This is a genomic window from Citrobacter telavivensis (genome assembly GCA_009363175.1).
Classification (GTDB): domain Bacteria; phylum Pseudomonadota; class Gammaproteobacteria; order Enterobacterales; family Enterobacteriaceae; genus Citrobacter_A; species Citrobacter_A telavivensis.
In genome coordinates this window covers 2,495,187-2,516,151 of the sequence record CP045205.1, presented here as the reverse complement: position 1 = coordinate 2,516,151, position 20,965 = coordinate 2,495,187, and the positions used below count along the sequence as shown (strand labels likewise).

26 protein-coding genes and 1 other annotated feature (1 of these 27 running past the window's edge) are annotated in these 20,965 nt (G+C 55.5%); of the genes, 16 read left to right on the top strand and 10 right to left on the bottom strand.

Annotated elements, in window-relative coordinates:
• The first annotated feature begins 18 nt into the window (after window positions 1–18).
• The 14 genes from pduJ to GBC03_14195 all read left to right on the top strand — a co-directional run bounded on the left by pduJ (window position 19) and on the right by GBC03_14195 (window position 10,609).
• Window positions 19–294: a propanediol utilization microcompartment protein PduJ gene (gene pduJ / locus GBC03_14260; GenBank protein ID QFS71292.1), complete on the top strand. Its 276-nt coding sequence runs from the start codon at window positions 19–21 to the stop codon at window positions 292–294.
• 23 nt (window positions 295–317) lie between these two features.
• A complete protein-coding gene (locus GBC03_14255; GenBank protein QFS71291.1) occupies window positions 318–809 on the top strand; it encodes a BMC domain-containing protein in 492 nt (163 codons plus the stop codon).
• Between the two features lie 5 nt (window positions 810–814).
• Window positions 815–1,447, top strand: coding sequence for a phosphate propanoyltransferase (gene pduL, locus GBC03_14250; protein QFS71290.1), 633 nt, complete (start codon window positions 815–817; stop codon window positions 1,445–1,447).
• Window positions 1,444–1,935, top strand: a complete 492-nt coding sequence (pduM, locus tag GBC03_14245; protein ID QFS71289.1) for a microcompartment protein PduM — start codon at window positions 1,444–1,446, stop codon at window positions 1,933–1,935. The genes pduL and pduM overlap by 4 nt, the downstream gene beginning before the upstream one ends.
• Window positions 1,936–1,938: 3 nt before the next feature.
• Window positions 1,939–2,214 (top strand): propanediol utilization microcompartment protein PduN, encoded by a 276-nt coding sequence (gene pduN / locus GBC03_14240; protein ID QFS71288.1) that lies wholly within the window; start codon window positions 1,939–1,941, stop codon window positions 2,212–2,214.
• Between the two features lie 9 nt (window positions 2,215–2,223).
• The gene (gene pduO, locus GBC03_14235) at window positions 2,224–3,231 is read left to right on the top strand and encodes a two-domain cob(I)yrinic acid a,c-diamide adenosyltransferase PduO (GenBank protein QFS71287.1); all 1,008 of its coding nucleotides are present in this window, start codon (window positions 2,224–2,226) and stop codon (window positions 3,229–3,231) included.
• Entirely contained in the window at window positions 3,228–4,613 is a 1,386-nt protein-coding gene (pduP, locus tag GBC03_14230; protein ID QFS71286.1) for a CoA-acylating propionaldehyde dehydrogenase PduP, read from the top strand. The genes pduO and pduP overlap by 4 nt, the downstream gene beginning before the upstream one ends.
• 10 nt (window positions 4,614–4,623) lie before the next feature.
• On the top strand, window positions 4,624–5,736 hold the full coding sequence (locus tag GBC03_14225; GenBank protein QFS71285.1) for an iron-containing alcohol dehydrogenase: 1,113 nt from the start codon (window positions 4,624–4,626) through the stop codon (window positions 5,734–5,736).
• Window positions 5,733–7,088, top strand: a complete 1,356-nt coding sequence (locus GBC03_14220; GenBank protein QFS71284.1) for an electron transport complex protein RnfC — start codon at window positions 5,733–5,735, stop codon at window positions 7,086–7,088. The genes GBC03_14225 and GBC03_14220 overlap by 4 nt, the downstream gene beginning before the upstream one ends.
• A gap of 2 nt (window positions 7,089–7,090) precedes the next feature.
• On the top strand, window positions 7,091–7,645 hold the full coding sequence (gene pduT, locus GBC03_14215; protein QFS71283.1) for a propanediol utilization microcompartment protein PduT: 555 nt from the start codon (window positions 7,091–7,093) through the stop codon (window positions 7,643–7,645).
• Window positions 7,645–7,995, top strand: coding sequence for a propanediol utilization microcompartment protein PduU (gene pduU, locus GBC03_14210; GenBank protein QFS74003.1), 351 nt, complete (start codon window positions 7,645–7,647; stop codon window positions 7,993–7,995). The genes pduT and pduU overlap by 1 nt, the downstream gene beginning before the upstream one ends.
• A gap of 4 nt (window positions 7,996–7,999) precedes the next feature.
• Window positions 8,000–8,452, top strand: coding sequence for a propanediol utilization protein PduV (gene pduV / locus GBC03_14205; protein QFS71282.1), 453 nt, complete (start codon window positions 8,000–8,002; stop codon window positions 8,450–8,452).
• Window positions 8,437–9,651 (top strand): acetate/propionate family kinase, encoded by a 1,215-nt coding sequence (locus tag GBC03_14200; protein ID QFS71281.1) that lies wholly within the window; start codon window positions 8,437–8,439, stop codon window positions 9,649–9,651. The genes pduV and GBC03_14200 overlap by 16 nt, the downstream gene beginning before the upstream one ends.
• Before the next feature lie 91 nt (window positions 9,652–9,742).
• Entirely contained in the window at window positions 9,743–10,609 is an 867-nt protein-coding gene (locus GBC03_14195; GenBank protein ID QFS71280.1) for an L-threonine kinase, read from the top strand.
• Between the two features lie 34 nt (window positions 10,610–10,643).
• Here the strand turns inward: GBC03_14195 and GBC03_14190 are convergent, their stop codons facing one another.
• The 4 genes from GBC03_14190 to dacD form a co-directional block, all read right to left on the bottom strand.
• Complete coding sequence (locus GBC03_14190) at window positions 10,644–10,979, bottom strand: DUF496 family protein (GenBank protein QFS71279.1); 336 nt, start codon at window positions 10,977–10,979, stop codon at window positions 10,644–10,646.
• A gap of 160 nt (window positions 10,980–11,139) precedes the next feature.
• Entirely contained in the window at window positions 11,140–12,198 is a 1,059-nt protein-coding gene (locus tag GBC03_14185; protein QFS71278.1) for an FUSC family protein, read from the bottom strand.
• A 125-nt stretch (window positions 12,199–12,323) separates the two neighbouring features.
• Complete coding sequence (gene sbmC, locus GBC03_14180; GenBank protein QFS71277.1) at window positions 12,324–12,797, bottom strand: DNA gyrase inhibitor SbmC; 474 nt, start codon at window positions 12,795–12,797, stop codon at window positions 12,324–12,326.
• Window positions 12,798–12,919: 122 nt separating this feature from the next.
• On the bottom strand, window positions 12,920–14,092 hold the full coding sequence (gene dacD, locus GBC03_14175; GenBank protein ID QFS71276.1) for a serine-type D-Ala-D-Ala carboxypeptidase DacD: 1,173 nt from the start codon (window positions 14,090–14,092) through the stop codon (window positions 12,920–12,922).
• Window positions 14,093–14,331: 239 nt separating this feature from the next.
• On the opposite strand from dacD, the gene sbcB reads away from it, so the two are divergent.
• On the top strand, window positions 14,332–15,756 hold the full coding sequence (gene sbcB / locus GBC03_14170; protein QFS71275.1) for an exodeoxyribonuclease I: 1,425 nt from the start codon (window positions 14,332–14,334) through the stop codon (window positions 15,754–15,756).
• 35 nt (window positions 15,757–15,791) lie between these two features.
• On the opposite strand, the gene GBC03_14165 is transcribed toward sbcB, so the two are convergent.
• The 6 genes from GBC03_14165 to GBC03_14140 form a co-directional block, all read right to left on the bottom strand.
• A complete protein-coding gene (locus GBC03_14165) occupies window positions 15,792–16,019 on the bottom strand; it encodes a hypothetical protein (GenBank protein QFS74002.1) in 228 nt (75 codons plus the stop codon).
• A gap of 15 nt (window positions 16,020–16,034) precedes the next feature.
• Entirely contained in the window at window positions 16,035–17,093 is a 1,059-nt protein-coding gene (locus tag GBC03_14160) for a YeeE/YedE family protein (GenBank protein ID QFS71274.1), read from the bottom strand.
• 202 nt (window positions 17,094–17,295) lie between these two features.
• Window positions 17,296–18,663: an amino acid permease gene (locus GBC03_14155; GenBank protein QFS71273.1), complete on the bottom strand. Its 1,368-nt coding sequence runs from the start codon at window positions 18,661–18,663 to the stop codon at window positions 17,296–17,298.
• Complete coding sequence (gene yoeI / locus GBC03_14150; protein QFS74001.1) at window positions 18,647–18,709, bottom strand: membrane protein YoeI; 63 nt, start codon at window positions 18,707–18,709, stop codon at window positions 18,647–18,649. Before yoeI ends, GBC03_14155 begins: the two co-directional genes overlap by 17 nt.
• Before the next feature lie 216 nt (window positions 18,710–18,925).
• Window positions 18,926–19,855 (bottom strand): LysR family transcriptional regulator, encoded by a 930-nt coding sequence (locus tag GBC03_14145; protein QFS71272.1) that lies wholly within the window; start codon window positions 19,853–19,855, stop codon window positions 18,926–18,928.
• Window positions 19,856–19,901: 46 nt separating this feature from the next.
• Window positions 19,902–20,726: an NAD-dependent epimerase/dehydratase family protein gene (locus GBC03_14140; protein ID QFS71271.1), complete on the bottom strand. Its 825-nt coding sequence runs from the start codon at window positions 20,724–20,726 to the stop codon at window positions 19,902–19,904.
• A gap of 162 nt (window positions 20,727–20,888) precedes the next feature.
• Between GBC03_14140 and GBC03_14135 the strand changes: the two genes are divergently transcribed.
• Window positions 20,889–20,939 carry a his operon leader peptide gene (locus tag GBC03_14135; protein ID QFS74000.1) on the top strand — a complete coding sequence of 17 codons (51 nt, stop codon included), beginning with the start codon at window positions 20,889–20,891 and terminating at the stop codon, window positions 20,937–20,939.
• Window positions 20,915–20,965 (top strand) — a sequence feature (His leader region) (it continues 72 nt past the right edge of the window). (Overlaps the previous gene by 25 nt.)

Here is a 20,965-nt window from a genome sequence, read left to right as displayed (position 1 = left end):
CCACAGGAGAATCGCAGTATGAATAACGCACTGGGACTGGTTGAAACAAAAGGGTTGGTCGGCGCGATTGAAGCCGCAGATGCCATGGTGAAATCTGCCAACGTGCAACTGGTCGGTTACGAAAAAATCGGCTCCGGTCTGGTGACCGTCATGGTTCGCGGTGACGTCGGCGCCGTTAAAGCCGCCGTTGATGCAGGCTGCGCGGCAGCAAGCGTCGTGGGCGAGGTGAAATCCAGCCACGTTATCCCGCGTCCGCACAGCGACGTTGAGGCTATTTTACCGAAATCGGCCTGAGTACTATCGAAAAGGAGCACAGCGTGAAGCAATCACTGGGATTACTCGAAGTTAGTGGTCTGGCATTAGCCATCTGTTGCGCAGATGCCATGGCGAAAGCGGCTTCCATCACGCTGGTTGGCCTTGAAAAAACCAACGGTTCAGGCTGGACGGTGATCAAGATAACCGGTGATGTGGCGTCAGTACAATCTGCCATCATCACCGGTACTCATCTCGCCGAACAGCAAGATGGCCTGGTCGCGCATAAAGTGATCGCCAGACCCGGCGAGGGTATTCTCTCCCGCGCGATGGCTGCCACCCCGGCGCCTGTATCAGCACCCGCAGCGGTGTCTGTACCTGAGCCCGTGCCAGCCCCCATTGAAGAACCTGAAACTGAAGTCGTTGTAGAAGAGTCAGCACCGGAAGCGGCGCCTGAAGACGGGATTATCAGCTGCAATTTGTGTCTGGACCCGGCCTGTAAGCGCCAGAAAGGCGAACCCCGGTCGCTCTGCCTGCATTCAGGTAAACGAGGTTAAGCGTAATGGATAAGCAACTTCTGGAAACGACGGTCAGCAAAGTGCTGAATGAATTGCGGGATCGCCCTATTCCACTGGGCGTTTCCAACCGTCATATCCACCTTAACGCTGAGGATTATGCCCGTCTTTTTCCGGGACATCCGATTAGTGAGAAAAAAGGACTCCTGCAACCGGGACAGTACGCGGCTGAGCAGACCGTCACGTTAGTGGGTCCAAAAGGTCAACTGAAAAATGTTCGCCTGCTGGGGCCACTACGTAGCACCAGCCAGGTGGAGATTTCGCGCACGGATGCCAGAACGTTGGGCATCGCCGCACCGTTACGGATGTCCGGTAATCTTAATGGTACGCCGGGTATTCGCCTCGTGAGCCCCTTTGGCGAAGTCGAACTCCCCTCTGGCGTGATCGTCGCCCAGCGCCACATTCACATGTCACCGCTGGATGCGCTGATCCTGCGCGTTGCTCATGGCGATAGCGTCAGTGTCGCCATTGAGGGAACCGATCGTCGGCTGATCTTCGACAACGTTGCGGTACGTGTTTCCCCCGATATGCGCCTGGAGATGCATATTGATACCGACGAGGCCAATGCCGCTGGGGCAGATGACGCCAATGCTTTCGTCACGCTGGTGACGCCGCGATGAACGGCGATATGTTGCAGCGAATCGTCGAGGAGGTGGTCTCCCGCCTGCAGCGTCGAGCACAAAGCTCCGTCACGCTGAGCGTCGCGCAACTGCGGGAAACACAGTCCCACACCCTGTTTTGTCAGTACGCCTCCCTGCATATTTTGCAGGTCGATCTGCCCCTGCTGGAGCAGATCGCCGACAACGATTCGTCGCATGCTGCCGCCGTCATGATTCATGAGGCGCTGGCATTGGGTCTCCGGGTGCAACTCTCACTGCAACGTCGGCTATTGCCCGCATTGCCAGTGAAGAAGCTGGCCCGATTGCCGCTGGTTTTCTGCGATGAGCAGGGGCAGTCAATCACACTGCACCCCACTCGACTGTTAAGTTACGCCGATGTTGCCCGCTTACCCGCAGGGTTACTGGTGCTGCATCGCACATGTGTTGTTACCGCGCTGGCTCGCGAGACCGCGAGTTCACGCCACATCCATTTAATTAAGCAGGAGTGAACCATGCATCTGGCACGTGTTACAGGCGCGGTGGTATCCACGCAAAAATCGCCCTCGTTGGTCGGTAAAAAACTTCTGCTGGTACGCCGGGTCAGTGCCGACGGCGAACTGCCGACGAATCCGACGGCAGGCGATGAAGTCGCCGTTGACTCCGTCGGCGCAGGCGTTGGCGAACTGGTGCTCCTGAGCAGCGGTTCCAGCGCCAGGCATGTTTTTTCCGGGCCGAATGAGGCCATCGATCTGGCCGTTGTCGGCATTGTCGACACGCTTTCTCGTTAAGGGGGAGTTATGGCGATTTATACCCGCACAGGCGACGCAGGCACAACGGCGCTTTTTACCGGACAGCGCGTCAGTAAAACGCACCCCCGAGTGGAAGCGTACGGCACGCTTGATGAGCTTAACGCCGCGCTGAGCCTGTGCGTCTGCGCCACCCGCAACGCGCAGCATCGCGCGCTGCTGGAAGCCATTCAACTGCAAATTTTCTGGTTCAGCGCTGAACTTGCCAGCGAAAGCGAACAACCCTCAGCGGACCAGCGCTACATCAGCTCTGAGGAAATTGCCGCGCTGGAAGCGGCCATCGATACCGCAATGGGACGCGTCGCGCCCTTGCACAGTTTTATTCTGCCAGGCCGCTGTGAAGCCGCAAGCCGCCTGCATTTTGCCCGCACGCTGGCGCGCCGGGCCGAACGCCGGCTGGTTGAACTCGCTGCCGATGTCAGCGTCAGGCATGTGCTAATGCGCTATATCAATCGCCTGTCAGACTGCTTGTATGCGCTGGCGCGAGCGGAAGATCACGACGCCCATCAGGACACGATTATCCTGGAAGTGACGAAACGCTATCTGGCAACCGGTCACGCCCCTGTCAAAAAGGAATCTGCGATGTCGCTCTCTTTTGGCGATCTCCATCAGTTAACCCGCGCCGCCGTCGAGCGGGCGCAAGCCTTAAACGTCCCGGTGGTCGTCAGTATTGTTGACGCCCACGGTACAGAAGCCGTTACCTGGCGGATGCCGGACGCTCTGCTGGTCAGCAGCGAACTGGCACCGAAAAAAGCCTGGACCGCCGTGGCGATGAAAACCGCGACTCATGAACTCGCGTCGGTGGTTCAGCCCGGCGCACCGCTGTACGGGCTGGAAAGTCATATGCAGGGAAAAGTCGTCACGTTTGGCGGCGGCTACGCGCTATGGCGTGATGGATTGCTTATTGGGGGTCTTGGTATCAGCGGGGGAAGCGTTGAACAGGACATGGACATTGCACAGACTGCCATTGCGGCAATAAACGTGAGAACACATCAATGAATACTACTGAACTGGAAACCCTCATCCGCACCATTTTGAGCGAGCAACTGGCTCCCGCAAAAACTGAAATCAAAGGGAACGGAATCTTTCAGTCTGTTGGTGAAGCAGTCGATGCAGCCCACCAGGCGTTCTTGCGTTATCAGCAGTCACCGCTGAAAACGCGCAGCGCCATTATCAGCGCTATCCGGGAAGAGCTGGCACCACAGTTGGCAGCCCTGGCAGCAGAAAGCGCAGCGGAAACCGGAATGGGTAACAAAGAGGACAAATTCCTCAAAAACAAAGCGGCGCTGGACAACACTCCTGGCATCGAAGACCTGACCACTACCGCGCTCACCGGCGACGGCGGCATGGTACTGTTTGAATATTCACCGTTTGGCGTGATTGGTTCAGTCGCTCCCAGCACCAACCCGACAGAAACCATTATCAACAACAGCATTAGCATGCTGGCGGCAGGCAACAGCGTCTATTTCAGCCCGCATCCGGGTGCCAAAACGGTGTCGCTGAAGCTTATCGCCATGATTGAGGATATCGCGTTTCGCAGCTGTGGCATTCGCAATCTGGTGGTGACCGTTGCCGAGCCGACATTTGAAGCCACCCAACAAATGATGGCGCATCCGAAAATTGCCGTACTGGCCATTACCGGCGGTCCAGGCATTGTGGCAATGGGCATGAAGAGTGGGAAGAAAGTGATTGGCGCAGGCGCGGGCAATCCCCCCTGCATCGTCGATGAGACAGCGGACCTGGTGAAGGCCGCAGAAGATATCATCAACGGCGCGGCATTTGACTACAACCTGCCCTGTATCTCAGAGAAAAGCCTGATTGTGGTGGAGTCAGTTGCGGAACAGCTAATCCAGCAAATGCAAAGTTTCGGCGCACTGTTGCTCAGTCCGGCCGATATCGAGAAGCTGCGCGCGACCTGCCTGCCTGAAGGCATTGCCAATAAAAAACTGGTCGGTAAAAGCCCTTCCGCCATGCTCGACGCCGCCGGTATTCCGGTCCCGGCAAAAGCGTCGCGCCTGTTGATTGGCGTCGTCAGCGCGGACGACAGCTGGGTAACCAGTGAGCAGTTGATGCCGATGCTGCCGGTGGTGAAGGTTAACGATTTTGACGCCGCGCTGTCGCTGGCGCTGAAAGTGGAAGATGGGCTGCATCATACCGCCATCATGCACTCGCAGAATGTGTCCCGCCTGAACCTCGCTGCGCGGACCCTGCAAACCTCCATTTTCGTTAAAAATGGCCCCTCCTATGCGGGAATTGGCGTCGGCGGCGAAGGTTTTACCACCTTCACCATCGCCACGCCGACCGGTGAAGGGACAACGTCGGCGCGCACGTTTGCCCGCTCCCGTCGCTGTGTGCTGACTAACGGTTTCTCAATCCGCTAATGAGGTTGTGATGAATACCTTTTCACTGCAAACCCGTTTGTACAGCGGCCCTGGAAGTCTGAAGGTGCTTGGCCGCTTTACGAACAAGCACATCTGGATTATCTGCGATAGTTTTCTCGCTCGTTCGCCGCTGATTAATACGCTGCGCGAGGCGATACCGGCGGATAACCGGATCAGCGTATTCAGTGAGATCACGCCAGACCCGACCATCGGAACCGTCGTTCAGGGGATTGCGCAAATGCAGTCCCTGCGCCCCGATGTGGTGATCGGTTTCGGCGGCGGCTCCGCGCTGGATGCGGCGAAGGCCATTGTCTGGTTCAGCCGTCAGTTTGATATTGATATTGAAACCTGCGTGGCGATCCCGACCACCAGCGGAACCGGGTCGGAAGTCACCAGCGCCTGCGTGATTAGCGATCCGGAGAAAGGCATTAAGTATCCGCTGTTTAACAACGCGCTCTATCCGGACATGGCGATCCTTGATCCGATGCTGGTCGTCAGCGTCCCGCCCGCCATCACCGCCAATACCGGGATGGATGTTCTGACGCACGCGCTGGAAGCCTATGTGTCCACGCACGCCAGTGACTTTACCGATGCACTCGCTGAAAAAGCAGCTCAGATCGTCTTTCAGTATCTACCTGTCGCCGTTCGTAAAGGCGACTGTCTTGCCACTCGAGGCAAAATGCACAACGCCTCTACGCTGGCAGGAATGGCATTCAGCCAGGCTGGACTGGGACTGAACCATGCCATCGCCCACCAGTTAGGCGGCCAGTTCCATCTGCCTCACGGCCTGGCAAATGCCCTGCTGCTGGTGTCGGTGATCCGCTTCAACGCGCACGATCCACGGGCGGCTAAACGCTACGCCCGATTCGCCAAAGCCTGTCATTTATGTCCTGACAGCGCCAATGAAACGGCGAGTGTGAATGCGTTGGTACAGCACATTGAACAACTGAAAAAAGCGTGCGCTATCCCTACCCTCGCCGCCACGCTTAAAGAACAAAAGCAGGACTGGTCACAGCGTATTCCGGCAATGGTTCAGGCCGCGCTGGCGGACGTAACGCTGAAGACCAACCCCAGAGCTGCGGATGCCGGAGCCATTCAGGAACTGCTTGAGGAGTTGCTATGAATGCCGCCCTGAATGATGAACTGGCCACACTGAATGCGCAGACCCTCGTTGAGCGCGTTCGCGCGGCAGGCATTGTGGGGGCTGGCGGTGCTGGCTTTCCGACGCATGTCAAACTCCAGGCTCAGGTGGAGATTTTCCTGGTCAATGCTGCCGAATGCGAGCCGATGCTGAAAGTCGATCAGCAACTCATGGCGCAGCAGGCGGCGCGTCTGATTCGCGGCGTACAGTATGCGATGAAGGCCACCGGAGCTCGTGAAGGGATTATCGCCCTGAAAGAAAAGTACCAGCCAGCGATTGCCGCCCTGACGCCGCTGTTGCCTCCGGCGATCAGGCTTCACATTCTGCCCGATGTCTATCCGGCGGGAGATGAAGTTCTGACGATCTGGATGGCAACAGGTCGTCGCGTTCCCCCCGCCGCCCTGCCGGTCAGCGTGGGGGTGGTGGTCAACAACGTACAAACCGTACTGAATATCGCCCGCGCGGTCGAGCAGCAGTATCCCGTGACGCGCCGTACGCTCACGATTAACGGTGCCGTTGTCCGCCCACAGACCGTAACCGTCCCCATCGGCATGTCCTTACGCGACGTGCTGGAGATGGCTGGCGGCGCAACCATCGACGATCCGGGATTTATCAACGGCGGACCAATGATGGGAAGCCTGGTGACGTCGCTGGACGCGCCGGTCACGAAAACTACCGGCGGACTGCTGGTGCTGCCGAAATCACATCCGCTGATTCAGCGGCGTATGCAGGATGAGCGTACCGTGCTGTCAGTGGCGAGAACCGTTTGTGAACAATGTCGCCTGTGTACCGATCTCTGCCCGAGGCATCTCATCGGTCACGAACTCTCTCCGCATCTGCTGGTGCGCGCAGTCAATTTCCATCAGGCCGCCACACCACAACTGCTGCTCAGCGCCCTCACCTGTTCCGAATGCAACGTCTGTGAAAGTGTGGCCTGTCCGGTAGGTATTTCACCCATGCGGATTAACCGCATGCTGAAACGCGAACTGCGCGCCCAAAATCAGCGCTACGAGGGCCCGCTCAATCCGGCTGATGAGATGGCGAAATACCGTCTGGTGCCGGTTAAACGACTCATCGCCAAACTGGGGCTAACGCCATGGTATCGGGAAGCGCCGTTAGTCGACAGCGAGCCCGTTGTTGAGAAGACGACGCTGTTGCTGCGCCAGCACATCGGCGCCAGCGCGGTGCCCTGCGTTCAGAAAGGCGAGCGCGTCGCGCGTGGTCAGTGCGTTGCTGAAACTCCGCAAGGCGCACTCGGTGCGCCTGTTCACGCCAGTATTGACGGCATTGTCTGTGAGGTAACAGATCAGGCCATTATCGTTGTAAGAGGTTAACCATGTCTCAGGCCATAGGTATTTTAGAACTCACCAGCATTGCCAAAGGGATGGAAGCGGGCGATGCCATGCTGAAAAGCGCCAATGTGGATCTGCTGGTCAGCAAAACCATTTGTCCGGGTAAATTTTTACTCATGCTGGGCGGCGACGTTGGCGCGGTACAACAGGCGATCGAAACCGGAAACGCGCTCGCTGGCGAAATGCTGGTCGACAGTCTGGTGTTGCCCAACATTCATGCCAGCGTGCTTCCCGCAATCAGCGGCCTGAACAGCGTGGATAAACGTCAGGCGGTAGGGATTGTCGAAACCTGGAGCGTAGCGGCCTGTATCAGTGCGGCTGACCGGGCGGTGAAGGCGTCCAACGTGACGCTCGTGCGCGTTCATATGGCGTTCGGTATCGGCGGCAAATGCTACATGGTGGTCGCAGGCGACGTCTCCGATGTCAACAACGCGGTCACGGTTGCCAGTGAGAGCGCGGGTGAAAAAGGTCTGCTGGTTTATCGTTCGGTGATCCCACGCCCGCACGACGCGATGTGGCGTCAGATGGTGGAGGGATGATGGAAAGACAACCGACCACGGATCGCATGATCCAGGAGTACGTACCAGGCAAACAGGTCACGCTGGCGCATCTGATTGCGAACCCCGGCAAAGATCTGTTCAAGAAACTGGGATTGCAGGACAGCGTCTCGGCGATTGGCATTCTCACCATCACGCCAAGTGAAGCTTCCATTATTGCCTGTGACATTGCGACGAAATCCGGCGCAGTAGAGATAGGTTTTCTCGACCGTTTCACCGGTGCGGTGGTGTTAACCGGCGACGTGTCGGCGGTGGAATACGCCCTGAAGCAGGTAACGCGCACGCTTGGTGAAATGATGCGTTTTACAACCTGTTCCATCACGCGGACGTAGCGTTATGCAGCGCATGATGTTGATTGGCCCCAGCCAGTGCGGTAAGACCTCGCTGACGCAGTGTCTGCGCGGCGAGGCTCTCGAGTATCAGAAAACGCAGGCGATTGTCTGGTCTGCCGAAACTATCGACACCCCTGGCGAATATCTGGAAAACCGTTGTCTGTACAGCGCACTGCTGGCAAGCGCCTGCGAGGCGGATGTCATTGCGCTGGTGCTTAATAGCGATGCGCAGTGGTCACCTTTCTCCCCCGGCTTTACTGCACCGATGAACAGACCGGCATTCGGCGTGGTGACCAAATCAGATTTAGCGAACCCGCAGAAAATTGCGCAGGTCACCGGGTGGCTGGAGCAGGCCGGCGCACGGCGCGTCTTCGTGACCAGCGCCGTCAACCATTCCGGTCTTGATGAACTGTTTGCCTTTCTGAACCAAAAGGAATCTTCATGTCTCACAAAATAATGGCGATCAACGCGGGCAGCTCGTCCCTTAAATTTCAGTTGCTGGACATGCCGCAGGGCGATTTGCTGTGTCAGGGGCTCATTGAGCGTATCGGTCTGCCGGATGCCCGGATCACCCTGAAAGCGCAGGATCAAAAATGGCAGCAAACCACGCCGGTTGCCGATCATCGTGAGGCGGTGACCCTACTTCTCGAAATGCTGATTAGCCACGGTATTATCACCAGCCTGCAGGATATCGAGGGTGTCGGTCATCGCGTGGCGCATGGCGGGGAATCGTTTAAGGATTCCGTGCGCGTGACCGATGAATCGCTGGCGGAAATTGAACGCCTTGCCGAACTGGCGCCCTTGCATAACCCGGTTAACCTGCTTGGCATCAACGTGTTTCACCAGTTGCTGCCCGACGTACCTTCAGTTGCCGTTTTTGATACCGCGTTTCATCAAACGCTGGAAGAACCTGCCTATATCTATCCGCTTCCGTGGCGGTATTACGCGGAGTTTGGTATCCGCCGCTACGGTTTCCACGGGACCAGCCATAAGTATGTCAGTACGACACTCGCCGAAAGGCTTGGTGTACCGCTTAGCGCACTGCGCGTCGTGTGTTGTCATCTGGGCAACGGCAGCAGTATTTGCGCGATTAAGGGCGGAAAGTCGGTTAATACATCGATGGGCTTCACCCCGCAGTCTGGCGTAATGATGGGAACCCGCAGCGGGGATATCGACCCGTCCATCTTACCCTGGGTTGCCCAGCGTGAAGGCAAGACGCCACAGCAGCTCAATCACCTGCTGAACAATGAATCCGGGCTGCTTGGCGTTTCGGGCGTCTCGCATGACTATCGTGACGTTGAGCAGGCTGCTGACGCCGGGAATCCCCGCGCGGCTCTCGCACTGTCGCTGTTTGCGGAGCGTATTCGCGCCACGATTGGCAGCTATATCATGCAAATGGGTGGACTGGATGCGCTGGTGTTTACCGGTGGTATCGGGGAAAACTCGGCGCGCGCCAGAGCGGCAATCTGTCAGAATCTGCACTTCCTGGGTCTTGCCATAGACGAAGAGAAGAACCAACGGAATGCAACCTTTATTCAGGCGGAAAACGCGATCGTCAAAGTGGCGGTCATCAACACCAATGAAGAGCTGATGATAGCCCAGGACGTGATGCGGATTGCTCTCGCAGAATCAGAAACTTTCGCCGTGTCGGCCTGAGTTCGCGCCGCACAAATTGCGGCAAATCATGGTAATAGCGAAATCGCCATGACACTATGCGCCGAGGATTGTCGAGCAGAAAGGTGATAACGTGGCTGTTGCGCAGTGCCCCGCGTCATGCGGAGAGCTTATTCAGGGCTGGATTATGGGCAGCGAGAAACTGGTCTCCTGCCCGGTTGACTGGTACAGCACCGTCGAGGTCTGTACCGGTTCTCCTTTAGCGGACGAGCGCCCTCTTTCCCGGGCGATGGTCAACCGACTCCTTGAACACTGGAACTACCCCGCGCACCTGAGCCAGGATATTCGTGTTTCGATCCATTCAACTATCCCGATAGCAAAAGGTATGGCCAGCAGTACGGCGGATATCGCCGCAACAGCCGTCGCTACTGCGCAGCATCTCGGTCATCAACTGGATGAATCCACGCTCGCGCAACTTTGCGTCTCGCTGGAACCGACTGACAGCACCGTTTTTCAACAGCTAACGCTGTTTGACCACAACGATGCTTCGACGCAAATCCCCTGCGATTCTCAACCCGCGCTGGACCTCCTCGTGCTGGAAAGCCCGCAAACTTTACGCACCGCCGACTATCACCGCATTCCGCGGCAGGCCGGTTTGCATGCTGGCGCGCCTGCGCTGAAGCGGGCGTGGGAAAAAGTACAGGAAGCTTGTGCGGAGCAAAATCCGTATCGCATGGGAGAGGCGGCGACACTGAGCGCCATCGCCAGCCAGATGCTGTTGCCGAAACCCGATTTCGATGCGCTATTGTCGCTGGTTGAAGAGTGCGATTTATACGGCGTGAACGTGGCGCACAGCGGCAGCGTCGTCGGACTGATGCTCGACAGACAGCGACACGATGTGGACTATGTTAAGTGGCTACTGGCAAAAAACAGACTGACCGAACACTGGCCAGAACAGCACCTGTTACGGATGGTCAGCGGCGGCGTAAAACTTCAGTGAGGATCGCATTGCGGATCCTCACTGCACACAAGCGTTACTCCGCTTTCGCGTCGCCGTTTTTCATTTCGCCCATTGCTTTCAGCTTTTTGGAGATGTCGCGGCGTTCTTTGGAGATCTCTGCATTTTTGATGATGTAGTCATCAACGCGATCTTCATAGTCGCTTTTCATGCTGGCGATAATGCCCTGAATAGCTTCAACGCTCATACCCGGCTTGATGTAATCGCTCAGGTTGTCCAGCAGCAGAACACGTTTCTGGTTGTCACGGATCTTTTTCTCAACGTCCTGGATTTCACGCTGCAGTTTGTTTTTACGACGGAACAGACGGACAAATTCCAGCACGTCCTGGAAAGATGGCTTGGTAGTTTCCATTTTTACACCCCTGATAATGTGAGAGTCGGATTCGTTTAAACGATAGGGCTAACATTACTTTTCGCAGCCACAAATGACAATGGCTTCATTCTGGTTTCCATCATACCCTTATTCCTTGCTGAATCGAAGCAGCAGCGGCAGCATTCCCCTTACCTGCTTTTTATTTGCGCAGTGCGCGGCAGATAAGATGCGACAGCAGCTCCAGTTGACGGGCGGTTTCCAGACTGAGCCAGACATAGCCATGAATCGGCGTTTCGGCCACATTATGTTCATCATGCTGGCGTATCAGCGTGCGCAGTTCGTTAACGGTCTCATTCAGTTTTTCACTGTTCGCGAGAATCGGTTGCGGATTGCCTTCAAACAACGCATGCGCAATCGTCAGTAGCGCCTGCTGGGTCATTTTCTGCGTTTCCCGCAGCGTATGGGCGTTAAGCATGACGAAATGGCTCTCACGGGTCGCCCACAGGGCATTGATCTGCAATTCGAGCATGCAGACCAGGTTACGGTTGACGGTCTGAATGGCTTCAAAAATAGATTTCTGGATGCGCGTTTCTTTGCTCGCGGGAGTGATAAGCCCGCGCATTTTTACCACGTCAGCCAGGAGCTGTTGCAGATGTTTATCCAACCGAGGACGTTCTAACAGATTGGGCGACAGTGCAGCCTGATACACCCGGTTATAGGCCGTTACGCAATGTGCCAGTTGGATTCGCCAGTGGATAAAGGCGCGCTGCGGCCAGATTCCGGTGAACAGCATGGCGAGAAGCGACCCGAGAATGACATCGCCGCCGCGCCAGAGCGCGGTCTCCATATCGCCTGCAGGAGCGCCCACCACCACGGCCAGCGTGATGCCAATTAAAAGCGCCTGATACGGTTTTTTACCTAACGCGAGCCATCCACACAGAAACATGGCCGCCGCACACCAGAGCAGCATCAGCGGCAATGAGAAAAGCTCGAGGCGCAGCGCCACCAGACCCAGCGCCGACCCGAGGATCGTGCCACCGATCCGTTCATACGCTCGGGGAACCACGTTTCCCCAGAACGAGATTGGCCCCATGATCACCACCAGCGTAATCAGAGGCCACGTCCCTTCAGGAATGTTAAACAGGCGAACAAGTAAAAAGGTCAGGATGAAGGCCAACGCGATGCGAATACCATGCACAATGCGGTAATGGCGATACAGGCGGATTTCAAATGGACTCAGTGACTTATCGGCACGCACTCACGCACTCCGTCAGGCAAAGACAAAAACAGATTGTACCTGTTTTTACGCGCAGAGGATCACCGCAGCGGACAGGACATCTCGCTAAGCGTAGTCGCTCAGCGCCGGTCCGCCTGGTTTTATGCTTACTTCGTGACAGATTGTACCGATATATACATCTCGATATCCCAGTAACCGTCTTCGCAACCGTTGTTCAGATAGACTTCAAAGCAGGGTTTGCACGTCATTTCATACTTTTGATCCTGCATCAGGCTATTAAATAACTGATGCCATGGCGTCGCAAAATCATTATTGTCGACGCGCGCAACCGCCGTCGCATATTGACCGCCATCGATTTCACTGAGCGTCACGCCTTCGCTGTTTTCCGGTATGACAAAATCAGCGGGCACCGAAACGACTGTACTACAGCGCAGTTTCTCGGCAGGCACTTCATCTGGATTGTCGAAGTAAACGGCGATCCATTCTTGCGTCACAACCTGCTTGTCATCCACCCACATCATCAACTGGTCAAAGCCTTGTTTCACCGTTTGTTCCCACGGTCCCACCAGGTGGAAACCTGCAACGGTGCGCTTGTCAGCGTGTCTGATCTCGTAGTTCATGTTGCCTCCATTGTTACACTGTATTTATATACAGTGTAACTAAGCCTGAATAACAGCCACAAGAGATTTGTGATTATTATGTGAGCAGAGCCGAACTCCTGCCAGTCTCCTGCCAGAGATCGTCAGGCTTTATGATGAAAATAATCACTCAGACGCGAAAGGACGTCCCCCTTGCCTACCGCTTCCAGCGTCACCAGAGGCCAGTGGGCGACCAGTTTGTCACGGTCGTAGAGCTCAATTTCTCCGACCCGCTGATGCGCGGCGAGCGGTGCTTCCAGTTCCTTCTTATCCAGGATGTACTTCGCTTTGATGTTCGGGATTTCCGCCTTCGGCAGCGCCATCCAGAAATCTTGTTCGGTGCCTAACGCGATGTTCTCTTTATCGCCGTACCAGATACGCTCCGTCCCAACCTGCTTACCGCTGCGCAGGATCTGCACCGTGTCGAAATGTTGTTGCCCCCAGAGGAGCAGTTTGCGGGCCTGCTCCTCACGCCCTTTCGGGCTATTCGCCCCCATCACTACGGCAATCAGTCGGCGCTGGCCATCCACCGCAGAGGCAATCAGATTGAAGCCCGCGCCCGAGGTGTGGCCGGTTTTGAGCCCATCAACGTTCAGGGTTTTGTCCCACAGCAGCCCATTACGGTTCTGTTGCGTAATGCCGTTCCAGGTGAGACTTTTCTCACTGTACATATGATAGAACTCAGGCTCGCCATGAATGATGGCCCGGGACAATACCGCCAGATCGTAAGCCGAGCTGTGCTGACCGGGGGCATCCAGCCCGTGAACCGTCTCAAAATGAGTATCATGTAAATTGAGCTTATTGACGTAATTATTCATCATGGCGACAAACTGCGGCTGTCCACCGGCAATATAGTCAGCCAGCGCAACGCAGGCGTCGTTACCGGAATCGACAATCAATCCACGGCTTAAGTCGCGCACGGATACCCGATCACCTTCTTTGAGGAACATGAGCGAGGAGCCGACGAAAACCGGATTGTCTTTTGCCCACGCGTCGTGTCCCACCGTGACCATGTCATCCGGCGTAATGCGCTGGCTGTCAATGGCGCGGTCGACAACATAACCGGTCATCAGCTTGGTCAGGCTGGCAGGATTGCGCTGCTGATGTTCATTACCCGCAGTGAGAATTTGCCCCGTGGTGTAATCCATAAGCACCCACGAACCGGCCTCAATGCTGGGCGGAGGGGGCGCAAAACTGGCCGAACTCGCGGCAAAAGCAGAAGAGAGATTAATCGCGAGTAAAGAAGCGGCAATAAACAGACGGGGTTTCAACAGCATGTCCTCAGGTGTTCCAAAAGAGCCGTCCTTTTTACGGAAAACTGGCAAAACAAACAGGGATTAATTGCAAGGAAATGTGACTTATCGCATAGTTTTCTCTCTTTCGTTGTTATGAACGCGTTTCCGGTCGCGAGTTTCTTTATTGCTTCACGGCGAGTCAGGCTGATTACCGCGTCGAACTTTGGTACTCTGTGCAGTCCAGGCAGCGCGCAACCAGAAGTCACGGAACCCACTTATTTATGAATGACGGCAAGCAGCAACCCACCTTTCTCTTCCACGATTACGAAACCTTTGGCATTCACCCGGCGCTCGACAGACCAGCGCAATTTGCCGCCCTGCGTACCGATAGCGAATTCAACGTTATCGGCGAACCAGAGGTGTTTTACTGCAAACCGGCGGATGACTATTTGCCTCAACCAGGTGCTGTGATGGTCACCGGAATCACCCCACAGGAAGCGCGGGAGAAAGGTGATAATGAAGCTGCGTTTGCCGCGCGGATCCACGCACTGTTTACGGTGCCGAAAACCTGCATTATTGGCTACAACAACGTGCGTTTCGACGACGAAGTCACGCGTAACGTGCTGTACCGCAACTTCTACGATCCTTACGCGTGGAGCTGGCAGCATGATAATTCACGCTGGGATCTGCTGGACGTTATGCGCGCCTGCTATGCCCTGCGCCCGGAAGGCATCAACTGGCCGGAAAATGACGACGGGCTCCCCAGTTTTCGCCTGGAGCATCTGACGAAAGCGAATGGTATCGAACACAGCAATGCGCACGATGCGATGGCGGACGTCTATGCCACCATTGCCATGGCACAACTGGTGAAGTCACGTCAGCCGCGTCTGTTTGAGTATCTCTATACGCACCGCAACAAGCACAAGCTGGCCGCGCTGATAGATGTGCCGCAAATGAAGCCACTGGTGCATGTTTCCGGTATGTTTGGCGCATGGCGCGGCAATACCAGTTGGGTTGCGCCTCTGGCCTGGCATCCGGATAACCGCAATGCGGTGATTATGGTTGACCTGGCCGGTGATATTTCGCCGCTGCTGGAACTGGACAGCGACACCCTGCGCGAGCGTCTGTACACCGCCAAAGCCAGTCTGGGCGATAACGCCGCCGTTCCCCTGAAACTGGTACACATCAACAAATGTCCGGTGCTGGCGCAGGCGAACACGTTGCGCCCGGAAGATGCTGACCGTCTGGGCATTAATCGCCAGCACTGCCTCGATAATTTGAAAGTACTGCGTGAAAATCCGCAGGTGCGTGACAAAGTGGTCGCCGTCTTTGCTGAAGCGGAACCATTCACGCCGTCTGACAACGTCGATGCCCAGCTCTATAACGGCTTCTTCAGCGATGCTGACCGGGCGGCCATGAAGATTGTGCTGGAAACCGACCCGCAGAATCTGCCGGCACTGGATATCACCTTTGTCGATCCGCGTATTGAAAAACTGTTGTTCAACTATCGGGCGCGTAACTTCCCCGGAACGCTGGATGAAGCGGAACAGCAGCGCTGGCTGGAACACCGTCGCCAGGTCTTTACGCCGGAATATTTACAGCACTACGCCGATGAGTTGCAGGTGTTATATCAGGAATATGCGGATGATAAAGAGAAGCAGGCGCTACTGAAGGCGCTGTGGCAGTACGCGGAAGAGATTGTCTGAGATTCGCCCTCCGCGCCACGGCGGAGGGCCTGTTATCACGCTTTCTGTACGGTGATGCTCCAGGCGGCATCGCCAACCTGCTGATAATCTGTAATCGCATGCCCTTCCTCTGCAGCCCATTGAGGGATCGCTTCGGTCGCCTGGGTGCAGTCAAACTCAATCACCAGTTCGTCACCGCTCGCCATCTCGGCCAGCGCGGCTTTTGCTTCAATCAGTGGAAACGGACAAACCTGCGTGACCACGTCCAGTTTTTTAATTGCCATCATTAATCCTTACGCTTAATTTGCCGCAGCGGTTGCCAGACGGGCTTTACGCTGCGGTCGTACAAACACAATCCACGACGCGGTCCAGACGCCAAGGATCATAAATACCAGGCCAATCCAGCCCTGCCAGGTCATCATCGCCGTCATCACCAGACCATTGCCGATAGAACAGCCGCCGGCGATGCTGGCGCCAAAGCCCATCAGGATCCCGCCGAAACCACTGCGCAGCGTCGTTGGCGCATCGGCTGCCCGTACGCGGAATTCACGACTGGCTTTTGCCGCAATGAACGAACCGAGGAAAATCCCCAGCACCAGGAAAACGCCCCAGTTGAGGAATTTGCTGTCTCCCGCCACCAAAAACTGCAGGATGTTAGCCGTCGGCGAGGTGATCCCAAGCCCAAACATACGCCCGGTGGCTTCGCTCAGCGGCCATGCCAGCAGCGCGATAAGACCGATCAGCACCGCCGTCACGAACGGGTGCCAGCGTTTTTCAAACAGAATATGGGCAAGCCCGGTACGGCGCGGCGGTAAAGAGGTCACCTTCAGCTTTGGCTTTTTCAGCTCTTTGCTGACCACCCAGAGCGTCACGACCAGCAGAACCGCAATCAGCGGCCAGACGGAGAGGTTCATCGTGTCGGCAATAGAGTTGTGCTCCGTGCTGTACGCCTTCAGCGTCTGGTTTAAACCGCTGGCATGAGGCGAACGCATTACCGCGCTCATCACCATGTAGGTCGCCAGCGCAATCCAGCTGCCGATTAGCCCCTCACCCGCACGATACCAGGTTCCGGTGGCACATCCCCCCGCATAGACAATCCCAATCCCGAAGATGTAGCCACCGACAACGGTGCCGAGCCACGGGAACGCGCCAGCATCATAGCGGATTACTCCCGCCTGAATCAGCGCAAAGGCACCGACGCTCTGTACGGAAATCGCGATCAGCAGCGCATAGAACATGCGATTGTTTTTGGCGATAACCATATCGCGGAAACCACCGGTCAGACAGAATCGACCGCGTTGCATCACAAAACCCAGCAGCGCGCCGCAGATAACCCCGCTCAAAATCATTGAAAACATAAATTAGTTAGCCTGAAGAATATCAATCAGGAAATTATTCCTGACCACGCGACGGGGAACCAATAACCAAATTCTCTAATTTAGAACGAATGGTTATGAATAATGACTGGAAATAAACCAACGACATAAAAAAAGCCGGAGTGGTTAACTCCGGCTTCCTGCCCGGTGGCGCTTCGCTTACCGGACCTACAGACGTTATGAATTACTGTGCGATATCTTCGTACTGCGGAACCGGGTTGCGGAAGCTTTTGGTCACGCAAGCCAGATACACCAGACCGATACCGGCCCAGATCAGCCCCAGAACCATGGAACTCTCTTCCAGGTTGATCCACAGAGCGCCAACGGTCAGCGCGCCACATACCGGCAGCACCAGATAGTTGAAATGGTCTTTCAGCGTCTTGTTGCGTTTTTCGCGGATCCAGAACTGTGAAATCACAGACAGGTTCACGAAGGTAAATGCCACCAGCGCACCGAAGTTGATCAGCGCCGTCGCCGTTACCAGGTCAAACTTAATCGCCATCAGGGCAATCGCCCCCACCAGCAGCACGTTCCATGCCGGGGTGCGCCACTTCGGATGAATGTAGCCGAAGAAACGCGTCGGGAATACACCGTCACGGCCCATTACGTACATCAGACGAGAGACGCCTGCATGTGCTGCCATACCGGAAGCCAGAACGGTCACGCTGGAGAAAATCAGCACGCCCCACTGGAAAGTTTTACCCGCCACGTACAGCATGATTTCCGGCTGAGACGCATCCGGATCCTTAAAGCGAGAGATATCCGGGAAGTACAGTTGCAGGAAGTATGAAGCGCCGATGAACACCAGACCACCAATCAGCGCCGTCAGGAAGATAGCTTTCGGGATCACGCGTTCTGCATCTTTGGTCTCTTCAGACAGCGAAGAGATACCGTCGAAGCCCAGGAATGAGAAGCACAGAATCGTTGCCCCGGTAATCATCGGCACAACATGCGCGCCTTCCGACCAGAACGGACGGGTACTGGTCAGCGTACCGGCACCTTCGCCGTTCGAAACACCGTAGATGATCAGGCCAACAATCACCGCCACAATGCCCATCTGCAGGATCACAATCAGGGTATTGAAGTTCGCCACGGTCTTGATGCTGCGCAGGTTAGAGATGGTCATAAAGGCCACCAGCGCGACAACAAAGATCCACGACGGCACGGACGGCACCAGCGCTTCAAAGTAAATTTTAGCCAGCAGGATGTTGATCATCGGCATGAACAGGTAGTCCAGCAGGGATGACCAACCCACCATGAAGCCAACGGTCGGGCTAATGGATTTCTGGGCATAGGTATACGCCGAGCCAGCAGACGGGAAACGGCGAACCAGTTTACCGTAGCTCAACGCAGTAAAAAGAATAGCGATCAGCGCAAAGGCGTACGCCGTTGCAACATGACCGTCAGTGAGGCCCGAAACGATACCAAACGTATCGAACAGCGTCATCGGCTGCATATAGGCAAGACCCATCATGACAACCGGAATCAGCGTAAGCGTTTTACGCAATTCCACGCGAGAGGTTTTTGGAGTAGCGTTATGCGACATGGTCATTCCCCTTTACGGCGAATGCCGTCGCGTAAGCAAAAAATTGCCCCATTTTCTGGATTCCTCAGCGACAACAACTGTCGGTTTTTAGTAAATATCTATCCGGTACGAAGCCCGGCCTCTTTGTATGAATGATTGGTTTGATGCAAAAAAATAACCGACGCGTATGAAAACGTCGGTTAATGTCATTTTTTGCAAGCGGCGCATTGTGCACTAAAATGAGGCGAAAAGACAAGAGAATGAGAGGCTTGTCGTGAACTATTTTTTCTTAACTGTTTGATTTGTTTGTCTCGTCTTTTGTGTAGACGCCGGCAATAGCACTATTTGCTAAAATTGCATCCCGCCACCAGGCGCTGGCAAGCCCCGCCGTCTGCTCATTCCATCCCATCCACACCGGTTCAAAGAGCATTTGTGCTACCACTTTTTTCTCGATCAGCGCCCCACTTTCCAGGAAGCGCTGTGCCAGATAGCGTGGAAGATAACCGCAACCCAGACCGCTGATTTGCAGTTCCAGTTTGGTTTTAAAATCGAAGACGGTGATCGCCTCCTGGTCATCAAGCAGTTGCGTCGCGGATGCAGAAGAGAGAGACGAACTGTCACCGACCACAATTGCGCGATAGCGTTTGATGGTACTGCGGCTCAACGGCTCTGCCTCCTGAGCCAAAGGATGGTGCGGCGCGACAGCGAAGACCTGTTCCAGTTCGCCCAGACGCGCAACGCTAAAGTCGCTGGATGAGGGCGGTTCATGCATCGCACCGACAATAATGTCCGCCCTGCCCTGGGTCAGCGCATCCCACGATCCTCCCAGCACGCCGTTAATGAACTTCAGACGCGTGACGCTGTGATGTTGATAAAAAGATTCAATCAGTGGGGCAAGCAGAGAAAAGGGGAACGTATCGTCTACGCCAATCACCAGCTCATTTTCCCAACCTTCGTGGAGTTTAATTGCCTGCTTTTCCAGTTCCCGCACGGTATGCAGGACTTCGCGCCCTTTTTCCAGCAGCATTTGCCCGGTACGCGTGAACCGGGCGCGATGGCCGCTGCGATCGAGGATCTGAATGTTGAGGTCGCTTTCCAGGCGGTGGACGGTATAGCTGAGTGCAGACGGCGTCTTATACAGTTTGGCCGACGCGGCCGCAAAGCTGCCCTCTTTTTCAAGGGCATCGAGAATGATGAGCACATCCAGCAGTGGTTTCATACACGCCCCCTTGCGGTGTATGGCGACTAACTGCTGGAGGTAAGCATTACTCCAACGGCATCACCAGCGGATCGGGATACTGGTATTCAAACCCAAGCTCATTACAGATCCGGCTGCCATCTATAATTTTACCTTTACCGTTATCCATGGAATCACGGAACTGCGGCGGTTCCATTCCCAGCAGACGCGCCATCTGCGGATAGAATACATTGCGGGCAGGATGCGAAGGCGCACATATATTATAGATGTGTCCCCCTTTTGGTGCCTGTAACAACAGGGTAATGGCGGCAATGACATCTTCCAGATGAACCAGATTGACGCCGTGCTCGCCGTCAGGAGCTGTTTTACCGGCGAAAAAGCGCCCCGGATGACGTCCAGGCCCTACCAGTCCGGCCAGACGCAGAATATCGACCGACGTACCCGGTAAATTATGCAACCAGTCTTCCAGTTCTTTTAACACGCGACCGCTGGCGGTGACCGGATTACGCACCGTTCCCTCTTTCACTGTCCCTTGCACGTCACCATAGACGGAGGTCGAACTGGTAAAGATAATGCGCGGAATACGGTAAGCCAGCGCGCTGTCCACCAGCTCCTGCATGGCCTGCAGATAGAACTCTTCGCCAGGACCACTGCGACGGGCTGGTAAAGTAATCACCAGCGCATCAACATCCATCAGCGCATCCAGGTCATCTGTTTCGCACACCAGTTCAGGCTCGAGCCGTAGCGGATACCCTTCTATCCCGCTCATTCTGGCCGCTTCCACGCCATCCTGGGTGGTTTTGCTCCCCGTCACCCGCCAGCCCCTGGCAGTGAGCGACATCGCCAGCGGCATGCCTAACCATCCTAAACCGACAACTGCGACCTTTTTCATCCGTTTTCTCCTGACTCCAGCACTATGTCTATAAGGCTACGCCAGCGTTTTAAGACTGACAATTCATACTATAAATAGGAATTAAAAAAAGCGCTTGCTTTAAAGCGTTAAAGTGGTTTAGGTTAAAAGGCATCAAATGAATAAGCATTCATCGAGAATTTTATGACACGCGTTCAATTTAAACACCACCATCATCACCATCACCCTGACTAGTCTTTCAGGCGATGTGTGCTGGGAGA